The following is a 17,836-nucleotide window of genomic DNA, read 5'->3' on the forward strand; positions in this document are numbered from 1 at the left end:
CTCAGGCTCCTACGGCTGCATCATAGGCATAAATGGTGACTTTGGCGCGTTCGGCAACCTCCGCTGCCGTCATTCCCGGCTTGTAGAGGCTGGTGCCGAGGCCGAAAGCCAGAATGCCTGCCTTGGTGTAATCGGCGAAATTCTTGTCCGAGACGCCACCCACCGCGGCGATGACGAGTTCCGGCGGCAGCACCGCGCGAATGGCTGTGATGCCGGAGGCGCCGAGCACGCCGGCGGGGAAGAATTTGATACCGGTGGCGCCCGCGCGCGCAGCCGAAAGTGCTTCCGTGGCGGTGAAGACGCCGGGCATCGTCACCATGCCTTTGTCGCGGGCGCGGCTGATGACCGCAGGCTCGACATTCGGCGTCACCAGGAGCTTGCCGCCGGCTCCGTCCAGCCTGTCGACATCTTCGACCGTCAGCACCGTGCCGGCGCCGATCAAGCAATCGGCAGGCGCCATCTTGGCGGCGATCTCGATGGAGCGGAACGGCTCCGGCGAATTCAGCGGGATTTCAATTGCCGTGAAGCCCGTCTCGATCAGCGTGCCGACGATGTCAGCCGTTTCCTCCGGTTTGATGCCGCGAAGAATGGCAATGAGCGGGCGCTTCATGGGTGGGAAGGGGGTACGTGTTGTCATCAGCTTTGGCTTTCTTTCTTGAACCAAATTGCTTCGGCCGCAGCGGAAAGTCCGCGACGGACGGCGGCATCGGCGTCGATCGTCTTAAAGGTGAGCGAGAGGGCGCGGAACGCATCCTCGTAGAGAGCCTGGAGGCGGCCGGAGGCGACGAGGGTGATGGCCGCATTCTCTCCCGCCGAAGCGCGCGCGCCGGCGATTTCCGCACCGATCAGTGTGCCTGATATCAGCGCCTGTGCGCCGGCTGCCGTCAGCCCGTTCAGAAGCTGGCCGGAGCGGGCCGTAAATAGTAGATTCGTCAGGAGCGCCGGCTTGTCCACGACCGCTTTGAGGGCGGCTTCGAATGCTTGCGTATCGGCGGCCATATCGGCAGCGCCGGCAACGGCATGCGACAGGATGCTATGCTTGGTAATGACGTCGAAAAGTTCGCCAGTCATGAAGGTGGAGAAGCCCGTCACGCGGCCATCCAGCACGCGCACCCATTTCGAATGGGTTCCCGGCATGCAGACGAGTTGTTCGCCCTTGGCATCGGCGGTAATCGTCCCGAGGAGCTGCGTTTCCTCGCCGCGCATGACGTCTGGCACCTGTTGGCTGCGTTGCGCAAGGCCCGGCAGGATGCGGATGTCCCGGGATTGGCCGGGCACTGAAACCGCGGCGGTGAGGATTGCGGCAAGCGAGGTCGGCGTGTCGATGTAGCCGGCTTCCACCCAGCCCTGACGCGCGCCGGCCATGCCGCAGATAATGACGGGAATGGCGTCGGGTGCCGATATGGCGTCGAGATGGGCCTGCAGCACATTGCCAAAGCCGGTCTGCGCCGCCGTGGTCATGCCTTCGCCGCTGCGGCACTCAGCGAGAATGCTGTCGTCTTCGCCGATCAGCCATAGCCGGAAACTGCTGGTGCCCCAGTCTACTGCGACATATACCGGTTTCGTCATGAGAAATGCTCCAAATCTTACATCGAAATCTTGAGGTTAGAAAATGCCGCCATCGACGGTGATGGCTTGTCCGGTCATGGCGCCGGAGCACTCCGAAGCGAGGAAGAGCACAGGCCCGACCAGATCGTCGGCGTTGAGCACGCGTTTCAGGCATTGCCGGTCTATCATCGTCGCCATCCCGTCCTCGGTCAGCCAGAGGTCGAGCTGGCGCTGTGTGACAATCATTCCAGGCAAAACTGCGTTGACGCGGATGTTTTCGGGGCCGAAGCGTCCGGCAAAACTCTTGGTCAGCCCGATAATGCCGGACTTCGCAGTCGCATAGGAGGATAGAAGTGGCGGGTTCATCTTGAAGACGATCGAGGAGAAATTGATGATCGCGCCGCCGCCGGCTGCCCGCATGCCCGGTACCGCCGCCTGTGAAACGAAGAAGACCTGCTTCAGATTGATCGCCTGATTGTTGTCCCAATATTCTTCGGTCGTGGTGTCGATGTCGTGCCGGTCATCCCAGGCAGCGTTGTTGACAAGGACGCGGATCGCCCCGAGATCGGACTCGATGGCTGCAACCGTGCTTTTGATGGCGCCGACATCGCTGAGGTCGGCATGGTAGAAGACAATGGGATGGGCGAATTGGCCTGAAGTTTTGGCCACAAGCGCCTTACTGGGCTCCTCGGCTATATCGATGAAGGCGACCTTCGCCCCCTGCCGCGCAAAAGCTTCCACGAGGCTTGCGCCGATGCCAGAGCCTCCGCCGGTGACGAGGACGGTGCGATCTTTCAGATCGGGAAATTGCGCCTGAATATCCGCCAAGATATCTCCTCCCTACACCAATCGAAAGTTCCATTATTCGGAACATAATTTGACTATATGGAATTATCTGGCTACCCTTGCACAGTGTCAAGGACAGTGCGGTTTTGCCAGAGATAAATGAATGAATATGGGTCCGGGTTCGGAGACTGAAAAAAATAAAAAGCATCGCGACCGGGAAACCGGGACGCTCGGAAAGCTTGTCTCCCTGCTCGACCTCGTCGCGCTCGCCGATAGCCCGATGCGCTTTACCGACATTCTCTCGCTTTCCGATCAGCCGCGCGGCACGCTGCATCGGCAATTGTCGCATCTTGTCGAAGAGGGGCTTCTGGAGGTCGACCGCGACGGGCGCTATCGGATCGGATTGCGGCTCTTGACGCTGGCCTCGCGCAGCTGGGCGCGCAACGAATTTCGGGCGATTGCAGAGCCGCACCTTCACCGTTTGCAGGAGGTGACGGGTGAAACCGTCCATCTCGGCGTTCTGCGGGGGGCGGAGGTCATCTATCTCGACAAGGTCGAGGGTCAGCAATCCGTGCGAATGTATTCACAGGTCGGCAATGCCTCTCCGGCCTACTGTACCGGCGTTGGCAAGGCGGCGCTCTCCGCCCTCGACGATGCCGAGCTCGCAACGAGAATCTCTGGTCTTGAATATCGCCCTTACACGGAACATACCCTGCACTCTGCCTCAGAACTGCTCTCTGATATCGCGCAAATCAGGGCGCGGGGCTACGCCTTCGACCTCGAAGAGCACGAAAGCGGCATTTGCTGCGTCGCGGCGCCGATCCGCTCCGATGACCGTCATATGCTTGCGGGAGTCTCAGTGACCGGCCCGGCCTATCGCGTCACGCAGCAGAAGCTGCAGGCATGGGCGCCACTGGTGGTCGTTGCCGCTGATTCGATCATGATGGACATGCGCAACCGCATGGGCCCAAAACGCTGATCCCAGTAGGTCTGGCGCAACGATCGCGGGAAATCCCAGGATTTAATGCTGCCGGCGCGGGATCTTAGCGGAATTGCTCGTTTATCTTGAATTTTACTGTTGAGATATGGCGAAGAACTGCCATTATCCTGAGGTGATGGCTGAAGACATAAAGCTTTTGGCGAGGGGCGAGGGGGAGACAATAGTAATGGGCATTGAGGCGATCATGATTTCGCAAAACTTATATTTCGCCGGGTGGCTGATAGCGACGCCGGCACGTTAATCGCGAGGGCATGAGACGGAAGTTCCGTATTTTTTACCCTCTTTTACATAAAGAAGACTGATGATGGCGGCATTGGTGCAAGCAGGAATGTCCCCTCGCGATGAGGATCTGATCGAGGAAATCGCCAGACTCAAGACGCAGTTCGACGTGTTCCGTTTCATGAAGGGGTTGACCGAGGCCTATCGTTGTCGTGCCTTCATGGTGCTTAATCTCCCGTCGATTACCTCTTCCGACTTGCAAAGCAATTCGGTGATCAACAACTGGCCGGCAGAACTGTTGTCGATCTACGATCAGGAAAGCCTGCTGTCGACCAGCCCCGTGTTGCAGCGTCTGCGGGGCTCCACACTGCCTTTTCTTTATGATGTGGCGGCAAGCTCCAATCGGGAAGAGAACAAATCGCAGCTTGTCGTAGCTTTGTTCGAGCGTTTCCGTATGACGCATTTCGCCTATTTTCCGACCCACGATGTCTCGGGTCTTCGCGGTGCCGTATCTTTGGCTGGCGATCGTGAGCGCTTTTCACCGCAGGAGATTAAGGATCTCTTCTATATTGCGGTTCATGTCTTCGACCGGCTTGCCGAAATTCGCAGCCTGGATGTTCGCGTCATTGACGCCCTTACTGACCGGGAGATCGATTGCCTGAATTGGACGGCAGCTGGAAAGACCAGCGCCGAAATCGCTGAAATCCTTTCTCTCTCGGAGCATACGGTCAATCATTACCTCAACCGCGCGACTAAGAAGCTCGATACCGTCAACCGCACGCAGGCCGTCGCCAAGGCTCTGCGCGTCGGATTGATAAAATAATGATGCCTCTCCGTTTGCGGCGATGGCACGATACAGCGGTGATTGGAAATTGCGCAGCATGTGAATGATTTTTGTGCGCTGCGAATAAAATATGATGAAGCCCGCAGCGACTATTTGCTCCCCTGATCCGGGTGCGATTCGGATAACCTGCTGAAGAATCGGTGCTTTCCGGATTTCCGAAAACTGGCATGCTTCCTGCTTCTGAAGAAACAGAGGTCCAGAGGGGACTTTGATAACAGCGCCGATGAAACGTGCGCGTATCAAGCGACCGCCGCCGACACCTTCGCCATAGCTTCTCCCGGCGAAGGAATCGGCGGCGGTTGTTACTTTTTTGGCACGTCTATTCGGTTCCGGCGCATATTCGGCGCGATTTTCGCGTTGCTGCCCTATATCTTTCAAATGAATGATTTATGTCAGCCTGCGATCCTGTCTTTCCGAATTGGGAGAGCGTTGCGGCTGGTAAGGGTTCTTTCTTTATGGACCCGGCGGACCTGCCGGCCGCAACGAAGACGTTTTTATCGACGGCGTCCCGAATTAGGTTGGCGAAGCCACGCCTCTCCACTATCTAAACCAGAATGATTTCGGAAAGCGCTCGTCTATGCCGCGCTGCCGAAAAGATTCTGCAGTGAGGATGAAATGGCAGACATCACCAAGGAACAGGTGCTGGAAACGTTAAAGACGGTTCGTGGCCCCGACCTGGAGCACAATATCGTTGAGCTCGGCATGGTATCGGATGTCTTCATTTCCGACGGCAAGGTCTATTTCTCTATTACGGTTCCCGCGGAGCGTGCCAAGGAGCTGGAACCGCTGCGGCTTGCGGCCGAGCGCGTCATCAAGGACATGCCCGGCGTCAAGGGCGCGCTTGTGGCTCTGACCGCCGATAAGAAGGCCGGCGTTCCGGCGCCGCGGCCTGCGCCTGCACAGGCTGCGCCGCACGGCCATTCCCATCCGCATTCTCATCAACATGCGCCGCAACAGCCGCCCCGCACCGCCAAGATCGGCGTGCCGGGCGTCAAAGCCATCATCGCGGTCGCCTCGGGCAAAGGGGGCGTGGGCAAATCGACGACAGCGGTCAATCTGGCTCTGGGCCTGCTGGCCAACGGCCTGCGCGTCGGTATTCTGGATGCCGATATCTACGGCCCTTCGATGCCGCGTCTCTTGAAGATTTCCGGACGCCCGACCCAGATCGATGGCCGCATCATCAACCCGATGGAGAATTACGGCCTGAAGGTCATGTCGATGGGTTTCCTCGTCGAGGAGGAAACCGCGATGATCTGGCGGGGGCCGATGGTGCAATCGGCACTGCTACAGATGCTGCGCGAGGTCGCCTGGGGCGAGCTCGACGTGCTTGTTGTCGATATGCCGCCCGGCACCGGCGACGTGCAGCTGACCATGGCGCAGCAGGTGCCGCTTGCCGGTGCCGTCATTGTCTCGACGCCGCAGGATCTGGCGCTGATCGATGCGCGCAAGGGCCTGAACATGTTCCGCAAGGTCGAGGTTCCGGTCCTCGGCATCGTCGAGAATATGAGCTACTTCATCGCCCCCGATACCGGCGCGCGCTATGATATTTTCGGCCATGGCGGCGCCCGCAAGGAGGCGGAGCGCATCGGCGTGCCTTTCCTCGGCGAAGTGCCGCTGACCATGAGCATTCGCGAGACTTCGGACGCAGGAACACCGCTTGTCGCTGCCGAGCCGAATGGGGTAGTCGCAAATATCTATCGCGAAATCGCGGCCAATGTCTGGAAGCAAGTCGCGGATACCCCGCAGCGCGCGGCACCGGCGATCATATTTGAATAATTCACCAAAACGGGCCTGCTTTCCCTGAAGCGGCGGATTGTCTTGTCGGCAGCCTGTGCTATGACTTCGCAGGATTGGCCAAACTGCGGCGAAGCGCGCGATGAAGAGGTTGTGACTTGATTCTTTGCGAGCTTTGCTGCATATGCGCCGCCTGCGTGGAACTGGTCGGTCGTTTCCGATGACCAATCTCCGCCAAATGGTGGTTTTATTTCGACCGCTCAGGCGTTTTCGCCGGGACGGACGACGGATTGGTACAGCAGCGCAATGGAACATGAACACGGATTCCCGGCCGGACGGGCGGGATACGACCGGGGTTTTATGAGCTTTTTTTGTCGACCATTGGTGAGATCGCGATGGGTGCGGGCAACGCGGACTGAAGCCGCCTGCATCCGTGCCGCCGCAGGAGCGCGCAGTTGATAACTGCCTATTGCTCAGGTTCGAAGCCGATCGAACTTCCCGATCTCTCGGTGACCGACCGGTTGCCTGATGATGCCGTGTGGATCGACATGGTCGATCCTTCGCGCGAAGAGGAAGCCAATATCGAACGCCTGCTTGGGCTCGAAGTGCCGACGCGTGAGGATATGAAGGATATAGAGCCGTCGAGCCGGCTCTATATCGAGGATGGCTCGGTCTTTTTGACGGCCTCGCTCCTGTGCAAGGCCGACACCAGCCTGCCGATGCTGACCGATGTCGCCTTCATCCTGGCGGGACATCGGTTGATCACCATTCGTTATGCTCAGCCGAAGTCCTTCGCTCTCTTCATTGCAGCTCTTCCGCGTATTCCGCCGGAGCGGCGCACCGGCGCTGCACTCCTGGCGAAGCTGCTAGAAACCATCGTCGATCGTACCGCCGAGGTCCTTGAACAGACGGTTGCGGGTGTCGATATATTGTCGGTGCATGTCTTTGGCGATCGCGTGAAGAAGGTCCGCCGGCCGGGGAACTATCTCGAAGAAAAACTCAAGGACATAGCGCGCTATCACCGTACGCTCAGCAAGATACGTGACAGTCTGAGTTCGCTGTCGCGGCTGCTGACCTTCCTTCAAGCTATCCCCGCCATGCAGCAGGACCACGAAGCAAGAGACCTCTGTCATAATGTTTCGAGGGATGTTCAGTCCCTTTCCGAGCATGCGTCCTTCGTCGCTGGAAACATCACTTTCCTGCTCGACGCGTCGCTCGGGCTGATCAACATCGAGCAGAACGCCATCATCAAGATCTTCTCGATCGCTTCCGTGGTGTTCTTGCCGCCGACGCTTGTCGCCTCCGTCTATGGCATGAATTTCGAGCATATGCCCGAACTGCATTTTGATTTCGGCTACCCTGCATCGCTGTTGCTGATGGTGGTTTCCGCCATCGTTCCGTTTTTCTTTTTTCGCTGGAAAGGCTGGCTCTGAGAGTCTAGTGATCCTGAATGTCTAACGAAACCCATCATTCTCCCGACGGGAAAATGGACGCTCGCAAGCTCGCCTACCTCGCCCTCGGTTCGATCGGCGTTGTCTATGGCGATATCGGGACGAGCCCGCTCTATGCCTTTCGCGAAGCATTGAAGCCGGTGGCCGCTGACGGCCTGACGCGCGGCGAAGTCATCAGCGTCGTGTCGCTGATGTTCTGGACGCTGACGATCATCGTCACGATCAAATATGTCCTTTTTCTGCTTCGCGCCGACAATGATGGCGAAGGCGGCACGCTCTCGCTTCTGGCGCTGTTGATGAAGACGGCCAATGGCCATACCGCCATTCTAATGTTGCTGGGTCTGCTGGGTGCGGCACTCTTCCTCGGCGACGCGATGATTACGCCGGCGCTTTCGGTCCTCTCGGCCGTCGAAGGTCTGAAGCTCGTGACCCCGCAATTATCGGATTATATCGTGCCGATATCGGTGGCGATCCTGGCATTGCTTTTCGCGATCCAGTCGCATGGCACCGGTGCCGTCGCCCGTTTCTTCGGCCCGATCACGGCGCTGTGGTTCATCGTCATGGGTGTTGCCGGCATCATGCATATTTCCGATGATTACAGTATTCTGGCAGCGCTCAATCCCTGGTATGCGGTGAGCTTTCTGATGCGCGAGGGCTTCCTCGGCGTCGTGGTTCTCGGTGCCGTGTTCCTGACGGTGACGGGCGCGGAGGCGCTCTATGCCGACCTCGGCCATTTCGGCCGCCGCCCGATCCAGTGGGCCTGGTTCGTATTGGTGTTTCCGTCGCTGACCTTGAACTACTTCGGTCAGGGCGCGCTGGTGCTGCGCGAGCCGATGGCCATGTCGGATCCGTTCTTCTTGATGTATCCGCACTGGGCGATCCTGCCGGTGGTCATCCTTGCCACGATGGCGACGATCATCGCGAGCCAGGCCGTCATCACGGGTGCTTTCTCGTTGACGCGCCAGGCCATTCATCTCGGCTTCCTGCCGCGTATGGAAATCCTCTTCACGTCAGAGACCAATACCGGGCAGATCTTCCTACCGTCGGTCAACACGGTCCTGTTCTTCGGCGTCATCTTCCTGGTGCTGGCCTTCAAGACCTCGGATGCGCTGGCAACGGCCTATGGTATCTCAGTCACCGGCGCGATGGTCGTTACCTCGATCATGGCATTTGAATTCGTGCGGGTCCGCTGGAACTGGACGCTGCCGATGGCGGTTGCCGTGCTCACACCGCTTCTGCTGCTGGAATTCGTCTTCCTCGGCGCCAACCTCCTGAAGATCCATGACGGCGGCTACGTGCCGGTGATGATCGCGACGGCCTTCACCGTCATCATGTGGACCTGGCGCCGCGGCACCGCGATCCTTATGGAAAAGACACGCCACACCGATATCCCGCTATCGTCCTTCGTCAGCTCGATCGAGCGCAAGAGCGATCACTCGCCGGCACATGTGCCCGGTACAGCGATCTTTCTGACGAGCGATCCGGAATCCGCACCCGCCGCACTGTTGCACAATCTGAAGCATAATCATGTCCTGCACGACAAGAACGTCATCCTGACGATCCGCACCACCAACAAGCCGCGCGTCGCCCAGGAGGATCGTTATACCGTCGAGAAAGTCTCGGATCGTTTCTCGCGCGTCGAACTGCGCTTCGGCTTCATGGAATCGCAGAATGTCTCGCAGGCGCTCGCGACCCTGCGAAAGACCGGCCTGAAGTTCGACATTATGTCGACCTCCTTCTATCTCGGCCGACGCAAGCTGGTGCCGGATGCAAAATCCGGCATGCCGCACTGGCAGGACCGGCTTTACATCGCCCTCGCCAACGCTGCGACCGACCCCTCGGACTACTTCCGCCTGCCTGCCAACCGCGTGGTGGAACTGGGCTCGCACGTTATCATTTGACGCAGATATTCGTGCTGTTCGTTCAAAAGGCTTGGCGGATCTCCGCCAGGCCTTTTTGGTTTTCGGTTCACCGCCTGCATAACCATAGATTCGCCCGAATTAACCATCCATCAAGGTTAATGGGAGATTATTCCGGCTCCTAGTTTCGAGTGCCGTTTGGAGTCCGGTGTTGTCTCGCTCGCGTTATGTCAGCCGCACGTCGCGGTTCCTGCCACAAAATTGGATCTCGCCAGCCGTCTTCGGGCTTTGCGCCTGGCTTATTTTTCCATCAATGGCCGCTTATGGCGATCTTGCCGGTCTGCTTGCCGGGATCGACCGGGAAGGCGCCAATTGGCGCATGGTGATGACAGACTCGCCGGCCGGTTCCACCCATCAGGCGGAATTGGCCTTTGGCGACGCCAAGGCGTCGTCTGCCATTGGAGACGGTGGCCTGGTATTGCCGGATGGCCGACGTGTCGCGTTCCAGTCCGAAGTCAAGGGCAGCGATCCCAGGCCCGACGAAGAGCGTATCAACAGGCAGGACAAGAAGGGCAGAGTGGTGGCCATCACGCCCATGCAGCCGCCGAAGGATTTCTCCGCAGGCTCGGTGCTGCAGCGCCAAAGCCTGCTGCTTCGGCCGGAATCGGCAACCGGCGAGCGCACTGCATTCCTGAAACCGAAACTCGGCGGCAAGGAAATCCAGATTGCCACCGCTTTCTACAAGAAGGAGCCGCCGAAGCCGGACGAGAGCGTACCAGCCTATATCGCCAATCTGGTCACCAATCAGAATGCCGATGTTCTGGCCGCCGCCTATGCCTCACCGGCGCCGGATTATGCCCGCGTCTCTCCCTTCGATTCCATTCTCGCCAAGGATCAGGACGATGAGGGACGCTTCGTGCCGCAGATCGGCCCGAAGGATCATGCCTGGGCCGCCAATGTCCTGCCGCCGTCGGTCTTCTCGTCGGATGAGCAGCAGTGCCTTGCCACCGGCATCTATTTCGAGGCTCGCGGCGAGTCCGTGAAGGGGCAGGCGGCCGTTGCCCAGGTCATCCTCAACCGTGTCCGCAACCCCGCCTATCCAAAGACCATTTGCGGCGTCGTCTATCAGAATGAGGATTGGACCAACGCCTGTCAGTTTTCCTTCGCCTGCGACAACGTCAAGGAGCGCGTCAATTCGCCAGAACACTGGCGCATTGCCCGCCAGGTCGCCATGGCGGTGACCGCCGGCAAGATCTGGCTACCGGAAGTCGGCTCCGCCACGCATTATCACGCTGTCTACGTTCGACCGAAATGGGCCGCTGAAATGGTGAAGGTCGGCCGCATAGGCATGCACATCTTCTATAGGACTTATGGCGGCGGCTGGAGCTGAGGCGGCCGGTTCCGGCAGATTGCCACCCCTGCAGGGCCCGCTTCTCCTCGCAAAAAAGCCACGGGAAAGCACGGGCCGAAGAGGATTCTTCCGCTCAGTTTTCGGTCAATATGGCTCTTTCAGTCTAAAGTCATGATTTAATTGGGCTAATTTATGGCTGGACAGATGGTGTCTACGCCTTGACTATGCTTTTTCCTAAAACTATGTTGCGCGCGACTTCAAAACGGGCCGAAAGGTGGCGAAACCTGCCGTTCGTTTACGCGTTGACCGGGGTATAGGGATTACGCGCAGCGAAATGGGGAGGATGCTATCATGACGGATGACCGCGACGAGGGTCTGGAACAGCGGCGAGCGCAGCTGGGAGCCGAATTGGCGAACAAGCGCGCTGCGGTGAGAGAGGGTGAACGCGAGGAGGTTCGCGCCGAGGAAAGCCGTAAGGGTTATGCTCAGGCGATGAAGCTTTCCAGTGAGTTCATAGCTGCGATCATCGTTGGTGTCGTTCTAGGCTATGTCTTCGACCGTTTTATCGGTACGACGCCGTGGGGCATGATTATTTTTCTGCTTCTCGGATTCTGTGCCGGCGTGCTGAATGTGCTGCGCTCCGCAGGCAAGGTGGCGACACCGGAGCCGCCGGGACGTGAGCCTGATAGGAAATGAGCGGAAGCAACGCTGCGGTGTTGTTTCCAGGTGAGAAGCATCCGCTCGGTGGAGCGGAAAAATGAAAGAGAACAAGCGGTGGCAAACGATCCTACCCATCAGTTCCTGATCTTTAAGATTATCCCGATCGATATCGGTGGAATTGATTTTTCGTTCACCAATGCCTCTCTGTTCATGGTTGCTTCCGCAGTGCTGTCCGCGGGCTTCCTTTATTTCGCCAGCGCACCCCGCGCCGTCGTTCCGACCCGTTCGCAGTCGGTGGCGGAAATGGCCTATGAGTTCATAGCCTCGATGTTGAAAGAGGGGGCGGGGACGAAGGGAATGAAGTTCTTCCCGCTGGTTTTCTCGCTGTTCATGTTCGTGCTGACGGCGAACCTGCTGGGCCTCGTTCCTTACTTCTACACCGTCACCAGCCAGATTATCGTGACGCTGGCGCTTGCATTGCTCGTCATCTTCACCGTCATTTTCTACGGTTTGATCAAGCACGGCTTCGGCTTCTTCAAGATCTTCGTTCCTGAGGGCGTTCCGGGAGTTCTCTTGCCGCTGGTGGTGGCGATTGAAATCATCTCCTTCCTGTCCCGTCCCGTTTCGCTCTCCGTTCGTCTTTTCGCCAACATGCTGGCTGGTCATATCACGCTCAAGGTGTTCGCAGGCTTCGTCGCCTCGCTCGGAGCCCTCGGCGCGCTCGGCATCGGCGGAGCTGTCCTTCCTCTTATCATGACCGTCGCCCTCACCGGTCTCGAGTTCCTTGTCGCCTTCCTTCAGGCTTACGTCTTTGCGGTGCTGACTTGCATGTACCTCAACGACGCAATCCATCCGGGTGGCCACTAAGGATAAAGACATTGGCGTCTATCGGCGTCAGTCATTCACCGCACAACCATTTCAAAGGAGTTCAACATGGACGCGGAAGCAGCAAAGTTCATCGGCGCAGGTTTGGCTTGCTTTGGTATGGCCGGCACGGCTCTTGGCCTCGGCAATATCTTCGGCAGCTACCTGTCCGGCGCACTGCGCAACCCGTCGGCTGCTGACAGCCAGTTCGGCCGTCTGGTATTCGGCTTCGCCGTTACGGAAGCTCTGGGCATCTTCTCGCTGCTCGTCGCTCTCCTCCTGCTCTTCGCCGTCTGATATCAGCGGCGTCATAGATCACGGTTCGCGGGCAGCGAGCCGTGATTCTTTGTATTTGCAGACCACCTGGAGGTGAGCATGTTTGTGACCCCGGCATATGCTGAAGAAGCACCGCCGGCCGCCGGAGCGGTGCACACGGAAACGGGCGCGCCGAATGAAGGCCATCACGGCGGCGTATTCCCGCCGTTTGACCATACGACGTATCCATCACAGCTGCTTTGGCTGGTGATCACCTTCGTCATCTTCTACGTGGCCATGCAGAAGATCGTTATTCCGCGGGTCGGCACTATTCTGGAAAGCCGGCACGACCGGATTGCCCAGGATATTGAGGAAGCCTCTCGCCTGAAGGCCGAGGCCGACGCAGCCGTCGCGACTTACGAAAGCGAATTGGCTGCTGCACGCGCTAAGGCAAATTCCATCGGCGCCTCTGCTCGCGATGCCGCTAAAGCCAAGGCCGAAGAAGATCGCAAGGCGATCGAGGCAAGCCTGGCTGAGAAGCTCAAGACTGCCGAAGCCCGCATCGCGGAAATCAAGGCGAAAGCCTTCGGCGATGTCGGCGCGATTGCCGAAGAGACGGCCGGTGCTGTCGTCGAGCAGTTGGTCGGCAATGTCGCCGGCAAGGCCGACGTCGCTTCAGCGGTTGCGGCAGCTGCCGCCAAGCAGGAGGGCTGATCCATGGAGTTCGCTTTCGACAACACGTTCTTCGCTTTTGTCAGCCTTCTCATCTTCCTTGGCCTGATCGTTTACCTCAAGGTTCCGGGGATGATGGCAAAGTCGCTGGACGACCGCGCCGATCAGATCCGCAACGAGCTGGCAGAAGCCAAGCGCCTGCGCGAAGAAGCCCAGCATCTGCTGGCCGAATATCAGCGCAAGCGCAAGGAAGCCGAGGCTGAAGCAGCGCACATCGTTGCCGCCGCCGAGCGTGAAGCTGAAATGCTGACGACCGAGGCTCGCAAGAAGACCGAGGAATTCGTTGCCAACCGGACGGCTTTGTCCGAGCAGAAGATCAAGCAGGCCGAAGCGGATGCGATGAAGGCGGTCCGCTCCGCCGCCGTCGATCTCGCGATCGCCGCTGCTGAATCAGTTCTGGCAAAGAAGGCCGACGGCAACGTCCAGTCCGGTCTCTTCAACGACGCGGTCAAGGAAGTGAAGGCCCGGCTGAACTAAGCGCCGGGAATATCGAAACTCGAAAGAGCCCTGCTTCGGTAGGGCTTTTTTTGTTTTATACCCAGCCATGATTGATCATCTGCGCAAGAGGAAGCAAGATCAGTGGATGGGGGAGAGTGGATGCAGTCAATGGCTGGCAGCGAACCATTTCGGCAAGGCGATCTTATCGTGAGACCGGCTGCGGCATGGACACCGGGTGTGCACGCCTTGCTGGCTGCGCTGCACCGACATGGTTTCGATGCAGCTCCCCGTCCGGCTGGGTATGACGAAGCCTGGGAGCGGGTAACCTATCTGCCCGGAGATACCGGCGATCTCGATGACTGCATTGATATGCGCGGCGAAATGGCGCTGCGGTCGGCTGCATCGCTGCTGCGTCGCTATCATGATTGCTCCGCATTGTTCGCAAAAAGCGTTGAGGCCAGCAATGCATGGCAACTGCCAGCCCGATCGCCCTGCGAGGTCATCTGCCATGGGGATTTTGCCCCCTACAATGTCGTCCTGAACGATGGCGAAGTGACCGGTATCATCGATTTCGAGGCGGCGCATCCTGGCCCGCGAATGTGGGATCTAGCCTATGCCGTCTATCGCTGGGCCCCCTTGTCCTCCAGCGTCGCCGTCGAGGGAATGGATACACTTGTCGCCCAAGTCGGTCGTGCCCGGACCTTTGTCGATATCTATGGCTTGTCCCATGCCGAGCGTCTTTCATTGCCGGACATGATTATCGCGAGGCTTGAGACTCTGTTGGCTTTCATGGAGCGGGAAGCTGCGCGCGGTGTCGAAAGATATCGCCGAAACCTGCAGGATGGGCATGACGGCATCTACGGGACAGACATCGCCTATATCAGAAAATGCGCGGCCGAAATCGTCGCTGGGCTGACGGGCTGAGTGCTCAGACGGCCTCTTTGCGCAAAGGGCGGAAGCTCATGCGGTGCAGCGAACAGGGACCATGCTCCTCGATACCAGCGCGATGCTGAGGAGTGCCGTAACCGGCATGGGCTGCGAAACCATAGGCCGGAAAGACAATACCTGCCCGCGCCATCATCCGGTCGCGGGTCACTTTTGCGACAATCGATGCGGCAGCGATGGAGAAGGAGCGCGCGTCTCCTTTGACGACGGCCTTTCCGGGGCACGCAAGCCCGGCAGGCACATCGAGCCCGTCGGTCAATACATAGCTTGCCGGTACGGCAAGCCCGCAAATGGCGCGCCGCATCGCATCGAGGCTAGCTTTGCGGATATCGGTCGTGTCGATACGGCCGGCACTCGACGAGGCAATGGAAACCGTTGCCGTTGCGAGAATCTCGATGAACAGCTCTTCGCGCCTGACTGCGGTTAGCTGTTTTGAATCGTTGAGCCCTTGCGGGATGCGCTCCGGGTCTAAAATGACGGCGGCTGCGACCACCGGTCCGGCAAGCGGCCCCCGGCCAGCCTCATCGGCCCCAGCGACAGGCCAATGGCCGGCCCGGCGCGCAATCAGCTCCAGCTCGAAAGTGGGAACGAGCGGCGCGTCCTCGAAGAGCATTGGAGAATCGGGTGATGTGCTGCGTGTCATGCGGCGAAGCTCGCACACCACCCGATCTCCTGCAAGCCCCCGGTGGATCAGGGCGGCGAACCGAGGGGCTTTTCCAGCGGGGTCAGGGAAAACCCGCAAGGAATATCAAAGCAGCGACAACTGCACGCCGCTGCCGTCAGGCGGTATGAACAGATCGTCGCGCATTGCGATATTGCGACGCGTGAGCTCGAGCCGGCGCGTCGCCATTTCGAAGCGGCGGCTGATCTGCCAGGCATAAGGTCCGGCACCCTTCATGCGCTTGCCAAATTCGGCATCGTAATCCTTGCCGCCGCGCATGGAGCGGATCAGCGACATGACGTGGCGATAGCGATCCGGATAATGCTGCAGCAGCCAATCGCGAAACAGCGGGCTCACCTCCAGCGGCAGCCGCAGAATGACATAGCTCGCCTCCTGAGCCCCCGCAGCCTTGCCAGCATCGAGGATACGCTCGATTTCATGATCGTTGAGCGCAGGGATAATCGGCGCCACCATGATCGCGGTGCGGATGCCGGCCTCGTTCAAAGCCTGGATCGCTTCCAGCCGCCGTGGCGGTGTCGCTGCCCGCGGTTCCATGGTGCGTGCGAGCTTCCGGTCGAGTGTCGTCACCGATACTCCCACCCGCACAAGGTTCTTGGCTGCCATCTCCTTCAGAATATCGATATCGCGCATGACCAGCGCCGATTTGGTGACGATGGCAACTGGGTGGTTTGCCCGGTTCAGCACCTCAAGGATCTGGCGCATGATCCGCCATTCCTTCTCAATCGGCTGATAGGGGTCGGTATTGGTGCCGATGGCGATAACGCGCGGCTTGTAGCCGGGCTTTGCCAATTCGCGCTCCAGCAACTTGGCCGCATCCGGCTTGACGAATAGCTTCGATTCGAAATCCAGTCCGGCAGATAGCCCCATATAGGCATGCGTTGGCCGTGCGAAGCAGTAGATGCAGCCATGCTCGCAACCGCGATAGGGATTGATGGAACGATCGAAAGAAATATCGGGGGATTCGTTACGGGTAATGGCCGTGCGCGGCTTCTCCACCTGCACCTCGGTCTTGAAGGGCGGCAACTCCTCCCAGCTTTGCCAGCCGTCATCGAAGGCTTCGCGCTGCTGCGGCTCGAAGCGGCCGCTGGGGTTCAATCCGGCGCCGCGCCCACGCCGGCGTTCGGCGTCGATCCTGAGACCGGAATCGGCGATCAAAGCGTTGGCAACGTCTGCCGTATTGGCAGGCGCGAAAGCGGCCTGCCCTGCAAGGGACTGCTCGTTCATCGGTAGCTCCAGGGCGGTTCATGCCATCGCATGCCGCATCTAAGATGATTAAATTCCTATCCGACAAATGAGAACATTGCAAGAACAAAAATCCACGACCAGCATTTTCCACTGCATTCAGGAGAGGCATATGGCGATGCCGATTTTGAGAAATTCCGTCGGCTTATGATGCTTTTCTTAAACGTGCGGACCTGAGGGTTAGGTGCTGGCAATAAATTATGCGCTGCTCTATAAATGGGCAATGTTGACGGTCATCATAGAATGCCAGGATCATGAACCAGAACTGGCGCAGACATTGGCGGCATTGGTGGCAGGCGCGGTCGAGGGGCTGGTCAGCGATGTGGTCGTGCTCGATCACGGTTCGAGTGATGGCACATCTAAAGTGGCGGATGCTGCCGGCTGCCGCATTTATTCGCAGTGGGATATCAAGGACATAATGCGGTCGGCCCGCGGCGAATGGCTGTTGCTGGTCGAGCCGGGTGCGCGGCCGCAAGCGGGCTGGATCGACGAGATCGCTGAATATGTCTCCCTGAACAAAGGCCCGGCGCGGTTTACGGCATCACGCGGCTATCGGCGCCCCTTTCTGAAGCGGATCGGCCGCCGTTCGCCGCCATTGGAGCTGGGCCTGCTGCTTTCCAAACATCAGGCCATCGCGATCGCCAGGTCGGGCATGAGACTTGTGGATTTCGCCAAGGGCCAGAAGGGCCGCAGACTTTCAAGCGAACTCATTCCGTCCTGGGTGGCGCGCGCCGCGCGATAAGGCCCTGCGTTCCGCAGATTCCATTTGTAAACGCAGGAATAGGTGCGATAATTCCTGTGTGGCGGCACCTTACGCGTGTCGCGTTGTGGCCGACCATGAAGATGCCGATTTAGGCGGAACTGGTCAGCGGAACTCTCCTTTTCCGCCGGGATTTCGGCGAAAGGAGGTGCGTTATGAAACGCAAGATGTTCCGCCGCCTCACGGCAACCGTCTTCGTTGTGAATGCAATTCTTCTTCCCGGCATTGCCGCTGCTCAGGTAACCTTGGCCTGCGCTCAACGCGTCGATATCGTCGCGTTTCTTGGCGACCATCTTTCGGAAAAGCTTTCGGCGGTCGGGAAGCTCGATCAGAGCACGATTGTCGAGATCTACGCGGCCGAGAGCGGCAGCTGGACACTGCTAATGAGCGATGTATCCGGCCGGAGCTGCATCATTCTCAGCGGCGATTCTTGGGAATCAATTCCTGTTCTCCCGAAGGCATGACC

The 17,836-nt window shown here is 58.9% G+C and carries 19 protein-coding genes; 14 read left to right on the forward strand and 5 right to left on the reverse strand.

Features of this window, described 5'->3' with window-relative positions:
• Nucleotide 1: 1 nt before the first annotated feature.
• Genes ACYJRZ_RS08970 through ACYJRZ_RS08980 form a run of 3 tightly spaced genes read right to left on the reverse strand, consistent with a single transcriptional unit; the run spans nucleotide 2 to nucleotide 2,376 of the window.
• On the reverse strand, nucleotides 2-637 hold the full coding sequence (locus ACYJRZ_RS08970) for a 2-dehydro-3-deoxy-6-phosphogalactonate aldolase (protein ID WP_459458113.1): 636 nt from the start codon (nucleotides 635-637) through the stop codon (nucleotides 2-4).
• Nucleotides 637-1,569, reverse strand: a complete 933-nt coding sequence (locus ACYJRZ_RS08975; protein ID WP_459458115.1) for a 2-dehydro-3-deoxygalactonokinase — start codon at nucleotides 1,567-1,569, stop codon at nucleotides 637-639. Before ACYJRZ_RS08975 ends, ACYJRZ_RS08970 begins: the two co-directional genes overlap by 1 nt.
• A 36-nt stretch (nucleotides 1,570-1,605) precedes the next feature.
• Nucleotides 1,606-2,376, reverse strand: a complete 771-nt coding sequence (locus ACYJRZ_RS08980; RefSeq protein WP_459458117.1) for an SDR family NAD(P)-dependent oxidoreductase — start codon at nucleotides 2,374-2,376, stop codon at nucleotides 1,606-1,608.
• A 127-nt stretch (nucleotides 2,377-2,503) separates the two neighbouring features.
• Between ACYJRZ_RS08980 and ACYJRZ_RS08985 the strand changes: the two genes are divergently transcribed.
• The 12 genes from ACYJRZ_RS08985 (at nucleotide 2,504) to ACYJRZ_RS09040 (ending at nucleotide 14,665) form a co-directional block, all read left to right on the forward strand.
• A complete protein-coding gene (locus ACYJRZ_RS08985) occupies nucleotides 2,504-3,313 on the forward strand; it encodes an IclR family transcriptional regulator (protein WP_459458712.1) in 810 nt (269 codons plus the stop codon).
• Between the two features lie 322 nt (nucleotides 3,314-3,635).
• A complete protein-coding gene (locus ACYJRZ_RS08990; protein WP_459458119.1) occupies nucleotides 3,636-4,376 on the forward strand; it encodes a helix-turn-helix transcriptional regulator in 741 nt (246 codons plus the stop codon).
• Nucleotides 4,377-5,012: 636 nt separating this feature from the next.
• The gene (gene apbC, locus ACYJRZ_RS08995; RefSeq protein ID WP_459458121.1) at nucleotides 5,013-6,173 is read left to right on the forward strand and encodes an iron-sulfur cluster carrier protein ApbC; all 1,161 of its coding nucleotides are present in this window, start codon (nucleotides 5,013-5,015) and stop codon (nucleotides 6,171-6,173) included.
• Nucleotides 6,174-6,586: 413 nt separating this feature from the next.
• Complete coding sequence (locus tag ACYJRZ_RS09000; RefSeq protein WP_459458123.1) at nucleotides 6,587-7,564, forward strand: magnesium transporter CorA family protein; 978 nt, start codon at nucleotides 6,587-6,589, stop codon at nucleotides 7,562-7,564.
• A 53-nt stretch (nucleotides 7,565-7,617) separates the two neighbouring features.
• Entirely contained in the window at nucleotides 7,618-9,483 is a 1,866-nt protein-coding gene (locus ACYJRZ_RS09005) for a potassium transporter Kup (RefSeq protein ID WP_459458714.1), read from the forward strand.
• Between the two features lie 169 nt (nucleotides 9,484-9,652).
• Entirely contained in the window at nucleotides 9,653-10,831 is a 1,179-nt protein-coding gene (locus ACYJRZ_RS09010) for a cell wall hydrolase (RefSeq protein ID WP_459458125.1), read from the forward strand.
• Nucleotides 10,832-11,143: 312 nt separating this feature from the next.
• The gene (locus ACYJRZ_RS09015; protein ID WP_459458127.1) at nucleotides 11,144-11,488 is read left to right on the forward strand and encodes an AtpZ/AtpI family protein; all 345 of its coding nucleotides are present in this window, start codon (nucleotides 11,144-11,146) and stop codon (nucleotides 11,486-11,488) included.
• Between the two features lie 78 nt (nucleotides 11,489-11,566).
• On the forward strand, nucleotides 11,567-12,319 hold the full coding sequence (locus ACYJRZ_RS09020; protein ID WP_112335429.1) for a F0F1 ATP synthase subunit A: 753 nt from the start codon (nucleotides 11,567-11,569) through the stop codon (nucleotides 12,317-12,319).
• 66 nt (nucleotides 12,320-12,385) lie between these two features.
• Entirely contained in the window at nucleotides 12,386-12,613 is a 228-nt protein-coding gene (locus tag ACYJRZ_RS09025) for a F0F1 ATP synthase subunit C (protein WP_015338972.1), read from the forward strand.
• A 78-nt stretch (nucleotides 12,614-12,691) separates the two neighbouring features.
• Nucleotides 12,692-13,285: a F0F1 ATP synthase subunit B gene (locus ACYJRZ_RS09030; protein ID WP_459458130.1), complete on the forward strand. Its 594-nt coding sequence runs from the start codon at nucleotides 12,692-12,694 to the stop codon at nucleotides 13,283-13,285.
• 3 nt (nucleotides 13,286-13,288) lie between these two features.
• Nucleotides 13,289-13,780 carry a F0F1 ATP synthase subunit B gene (locus ACYJRZ_RS09035; protein ID WP_459458132.1) on the forward strand — a complete coding sequence of 164 codons (492 nt, stop codon included), beginning with the start codon at nucleotides 13,289-13,291 and terminating at the stop codon, nucleotides 13,778-13,780.
• A 129-nt stretch (nucleotides 13,781-13,909) separates the two neighbouring features.
• Nucleotides 13,910-14,665 carry a phosphotransferase gene (locus ACYJRZ_RS09040; RefSeq protein WP_459458134.1) on the forward strand — a complete coding sequence of 252 codons (756 nt, stop codon included), beginning with the start codon at nucleotides 13,910-13,912 and terminating at the stop codon, nucleotides 14,663-14,665.
• A 4-nt stretch (nucleotides 14,666-14,669) separates the two neighbouring features.
• On the opposite strand, the gene ACYJRZ_RS09045 is transcribed toward ACYJRZ_RS09040, so the two are convergent.
• Both ACYJRZ_RS09045 and ACYJRZ_RS09050 read right to left on the reverse strand, forming a co-directional pair.
• Complete coding sequence (locus tag ACYJRZ_RS09045; RefSeq protein ID WP_459458716.1) at nucleotides 14,670-15,329, reverse strand: ribonuclease HII; 660 nt, start codon at nucleotides 15,327-15,329, stop codon at nucleotides 14,670-14,672.
• A 105-nt stretch (nucleotides 15,330-15,434) separates the two neighbouring features.
• Nucleotides 15,435-16,592, reverse strand: coding sequence for a PA0069 family radical SAM protein (locus tag ACYJRZ_RS09050; protein ID WP_459458136.1), 1,158 nt, complete (start codon nucleotides 16,590-16,592; stop codon nucleotides 15,435-15,437).
• 241 nt (nucleotides 16,593-16,833) lie between these two features.
• On the opposite strand from ACYJRZ_RS09050, the gene ACYJRZ_RS09055 reads away from it, so the two are divergent.
• Both ACYJRZ_RS09055 and ACYJRZ_RS09060 read left to right on the forward strand, forming a co-directional pair.
• The gene (locus ACYJRZ_RS09055) at nucleotides 16,834-17,352 is read left to right on the forward strand and encodes a glycosyl transferase (RefSeq protein ID WP_459458718.1); all 519 of its coding nucleotides are present in this window, start codon (nucleotides 16,834-16,836) and stop codon (nucleotides 17,350-17,352) included.
• Between the two features lie 173 nt (nucleotides 17,353-17,525).
• Nucleotides 17,526-17,834: a hypothetical protein gene (locus ACYJRZ_RS09060; RefSeq protein WP_459458138.1), complete on the forward strand. Its 309-nt coding sequence runs from the start codon at nucleotides 17,526-17,528 to the stop codon at nucleotides 17,832-17,834.
• Nucleotides 17,835-17,836 lie beyond the last annotated feature (2 nt).

Source organism: Rhizobium sp. No.120 (assembly GCF_054558365.1).